The sequence below is a fragment of the Ruminobacter amylophilus genome (genome assembly GCF_900115655.1).
GTDB classification, from domain to species: Bacteria; Pseudomonadota; Gammaproteobacteria; order Enterobacterales; family Succinivibrionaceae; genus Ruminobacter; species Ruminobacter amylophilus.
The window spans coordinates 1-4,206 of record NZ_FOXF01000085.1 but is presented as its reverse complement, the minus strand read 5'-3'; the positions used below and the strand labels follow the sequence as shown (position 1 = coordinate 4,206).

Sequence of the window (4,206 nt, the reverse complement as noted above, 5' to 3'; positions counted from 1 at the left end):
CGGTAAATCCGTATCTGTTTACAAACATCTACAGTTTACACGGTAAATCCACGTTTTTACATTCTTTCGTGGAGGTCGTTTCATATTGTCTGTTGACGGTGATCTTGACGGAAAGGAATATCAGTTTAAGGTAAACGGCAGTGATGTCCGCGATCCGTACGGCAAAATGGTGCCTAAAACCGACTATAAGGGAGAAGGTTTTGCCGCAGGCAGCAATAAGAATATTGTTATGAACATGCGTGATACCGATCTGAAGGACGGCTGGGCTCCGCGTCCTGAATTCAGGAACAGAGAGGATGCCGTACTTTATGAAGTTCATGTACGTGACTTTACCATCGACAGAAGTTCCGGAGTTTCCGATGAAAACCGCGGCCGTTATTTAGGCATGGTTGAAACCGGAACAACAAATGCCGGGGGACAGAAAACAGGTATTGATCACCTTAAGGAACTCGGAATAACTCATGTTCAGCTTATGCCTGTATATGATTTCGGAACCTGTTCAGATGTGGATTCACAGGATTCATCATGCTACAACTGGGGTTATGATCCCGTAAACTTCAACGTTCCTGAAGATCGCTACACTTCCGTATTCGGTACTGAAAACTACAAGCAGAAGGTTAAGGAATTCAAGACCATGGTTAATGAATTCCACAAAAACGGCATTCGTGTAATTATGGATGTGGTATATAACCATACCTACAGCAAGGACGTATTCGGCAGAATTACCGGTAAGTACTATACTGCAATTGACCTGTCAGGCTGCAGTAACTCCACCGATCCGAAGAATGCCATGGTAAGCCGTTTCATCCGTGATTCACTTGAGTACTGGGCTTCCGAATACAATATCGACGGCTTCCGTTTTGACCTGGTCGGTATTTTTGATGTCGATAATTTCAAAGAATGGGGTGAATACCTGAACAACAAGTATCCCGGCCGTAATTTCCTGATTTACGGTGAACCGTGGAACGGTTATGCCACCGATCCTTCAGAAAGCACCCGTGTGAGACTTGGAACAATCAGAAATGCCGCAAGCGGTCACGTGGGCGTGTTTAACGGTAAATACCGTGAATGTCTCAAGGGCAGCAGTGACAGTGCGGTAGGCGGCTTCCTCTTCAACACAACCTACACCGACGTCGGTGATGTTGACGGAAACTTCGGCTGCGTAATGGCCGGTATTAAGGGAGGTGTAGGCAACAGCACCAATACCTGGACTCCGCTGTTTGCGGCAGATCCTGAACAGGCTGTTCAGTACATTACCGCTCACGATAATTTAATCTGGGCTGATAAGATTACCAAAATGGGAATTTCCGGTGACTACGCCAAACGTCTGCAGTCATATGGTAACGGGGGGGTTTTAGTCAGTCAGGGTATTCCGTTCCTTCATGAAGGTGATGAATTCGGACGTACCAAGAATATGAATGAAAATTCATATAACAGTACGGACGGATCCAATGATATAGACTGGAATCTTAAGTCTCAGAACATGAGTACCTTCAATTACTACAGGGATATGATTGCCATGCGCAGGGCTCATCCTGCATTCCGTATGACCACCAGGGAGCAGATTGAGCAGAACATTACCGGTGAGGATGTTAACGGTGCGGTTGTTGTTACCATCAACGGCGGAGCCGTAGGTGATTCATGGAACACCATCAAGATGGTTATCAACAGCGGTAACAACATTGAAATATCCGGTGTTGACGGATGGTCAAAGAAGGTTCACGGAGTAACGGTCAATGGAGACGGTACTCAGGGAACCAGTGTTGCTGAAGGCTCTGCTGTAACCATCTGGTACAGACAGTAATACACAAAAACAGTCGGGGGAATATCCTCCGGCTTTTTAAAGAGGTAAAAAATGTATAATCTTAACAAGTTAACCGTCGCACTTCTGACATCAGCAGCAGTTACTGCCTGCGGCGGCGGTTCTTCATCTCAGGAACCCGGTGACGTTACCGAATATTCACTGGAGGTTCATGTAAACGGCCAGTTGAACCAGACTTCCGCAAAGGCATTACAGTCTGCCGGTTCATCCGTATATACGGTTTGTCTGGATACAGATCTCGATAATTCATGTGCAGGTGAGGCTACTGAACGTCAGACGGATGCCGGAGGTTTCGCCCTTATTGAATGGAATACCGGTACGGTCAGCAGGGAGACCGCGCAGGGCGGTATCGTGCTTGCCTATCCGACTGACGGATCAACCGAGGAAGTACTGAAGTATCAGCTTAACAGACAGAAAACAAAGTCTGAAAATAACGGAAAGGTTGTTTATACTCCACTGGAACTTAATGCCGTTTCCAATATTCAGAGAATTCTGGGACAGAGCGATTTTGCAGATACCATCGGTGCTCCTGAAAACACTGACTTCGCAGCACTTGATCCAAACGGTTCCGCCGTGCTTAAAGTCCTGCTGAATTCATTTTCAGGACTGGGTTTCGGTTCAAAGGATACCGATAATCTTGACAGAGTTCTGCTCAGAACACTGATCCGTAATGCCTATAAGGTTCTTGCCGAAGCCGTGAATCAGTCTGGTGATTATGATGCCATAGTAGAGAAGGTTCTTGAGAATTACAGAGCCGACGATACTTCCAGTCCGTTCCATGATTTGATTCCGGAACCTGCGCCCGGCCCGTATCCTGCAGCCGGTTTTGATTATGTTACGGATAAGTGTTCAGTAACCTTTACCAATAAATCCACTGCAGCTGAAGGAAAGACTTTAAGTTATGTCTGGAAGTTCGGTGACGGTCAGACATCTACTGAGAAGAATCCGGTTCATGATTACATGAAGTCGGGAACATACGGAGTTACACTTGTAGTTACCGACTCTGTTCTTAAGAATGAGACTTCCAGAAATGTTGCCGTAAGCTGTGAGGATAATCCTCAGCCCGGCAATCATCCGCCTGTTGCCGAATTCATTGTGAGTACTGACGGGCTGAAAGTTTCATTCATCAATGCCTCATCTGATCCTGACGGAGACGTTCTCAGCTATTTGTGGGATTTCGGTGACGGAACAACATCTCAGGAGCAGGATCCTGTTCATACCTACGAATCCGTCAGTACCTTTACCGTTAAACTGACGGTAAAGGATAAGGAGTATGAGGATGTAAAGATAATGAGTATTTTTATAACGGGACCTCTGCCTCCGGAACCGAACAATCCTCCGGTCGCCAAATTCACCTTCAATGATTTATCAGGCGGTCTGGTAGAATTTAAAAATGAGTCAACTGATCCGGATGCCGGAGATGTACTCAGCTACAGATGGAATTTTGGAGACGGGGCGGAATCAGTGGAATTATCACCACGCCATCAGTATGCGGTATCCGGTGATTACAGGGTTTCTCTGACAGCATGTGACGGTAAGGAATGTTCAGATGCGGTAACCGAGAGCATTCACGTCAGCGTCAGTCCTGAGCCGGGACCTTTTCCTTCCGTGGATTTCTCATATGAAATTAAGGATAACGGAACAGTACAGTTTACCGTTAAGTCAGATGACGGTGATGATGGTATTTCATATATGTGGAACTTCGGAGACGGAGCCTCATCTACTGAAAAGAATCCTTCTCACACCTATACTGAATTCGGGACATATACAGTGGTTCTGACTGTTAGTGACGGGACAAAATCCGGATCAAAATCAGTCAGCATTACGATAAAGGATCCTGATGATGTCAAACTTGACTGTACCCTTTAAGGTCACCTAATCATAATTCCAGTTAAAAACCGGGCGTGCCCGGTTTTTTTTGTGAGCTGTCCACACGAGATGAACTGCGTGCATATTCACGATGAGCTAGTTATTGAAGCCAATCCTCGAATGAGCCTCGATGCTGTGTGTGAACAGATGGGACGTACACCACCATGGGCTGACGGGCTCATTCTTGATGCTGCAGGCTACATCACCGAGTTCTATAAGAAAGATTAACAATCACTTAATCGAGATCTTAGTCGGTAACTTGGTCGGTCACTACCGATCAAGTATTCTTTGACTCGGTTGCCACGCTTGAACATTTTATTTCAGCTTTCTTCCAACAACGACACATTCCTTTTTACAGAAGCATATGCCATAAGTAAGAACAGCTTTGATGTCGTTGCGTTTAATGTACGGATCGGCATATTTCTTTTGAATTATCTGTTCAACGGCATCCTGAGCAATAAGCACTTTGTCTTCGTTTTCGTCTGAAGTCTGTTTTAATTCCAGAATGACGATAA

General features: G+C 45.6%; 4 protein-coding genes. 3 read left to right on the top strand and 1 reads right to left on the bottom strand.

What is annotated here, in order from left to right; translation table 11 throughout:
- The first annotated feature begins 85 nt into the window (after nt 1-85).
- Genes BMY80_RS11735 through BMY80_RS11725 form a run of 3 tightly spaced genes read left to right on the top strand, consistent with a single transcriptional unit; the run spans nt 86 to nt 3,919 of the window.
- Nucleotides 86-1,804 (top strand): alpha-amylase family glycosyl hydrolase, encoded by a 1,719-nt coding sequence (locus BMY80_RS11735; RefSeq protein WP_093143902.1) that lies wholly within the window; start codon nt 86-88, stop codon nt 1,802-1,804.
- A gap of 51 nt (nt 1,805-1,855) precedes the next feature.
- Nucleotides 1,856-3,691: a PKD domain-containing protein gene (locus tag BMY80_RS12745; protein WP_093143900.1), complete on the top strand. Its 1,836-nt coding sequence runs from the start codon at nt 1,856-1,858 to the stop codon at nt 3,689-3,691.
- Nucleotides 3,692-3,742: 51 nt separating this feature from the next.
- The gene (locus BMY80_RS11725; RefSeq protein ID WP_232218326.1) at nt 3,743-3,919 is read left to right on the top strand and encodes a DNA polymerase I; all 177 of its coding nucleotides are present in this window, start codon (nt 3,743-3,745) and stop codon (nt 3,917-3,919) included.
- A gap of 87 nt (nt 3,920-4,006) precedes the next feature.
- On the opposite strand, the gene BMY80_RS11720 is transcribed toward BMY80_RS11725, so the two are convergent.
- On the bottom strand, nt 4,007-4,206 hold a 200-nt coding region (locus BMY80_RS11720; protein ID WP_177178594.1), incomplete at its 5' end, for a PD-(D/E)XK nuclease domain-containing protein.

Coding starts and splice junctions, on each gene's coding strand:
- BMY80_RS12745 (WP_093143900.1), top strand. CDS start 1,856: ATGTATAATCTTAACAAGTTAACCGTCGCACTTCTGACATCAGCAGCA.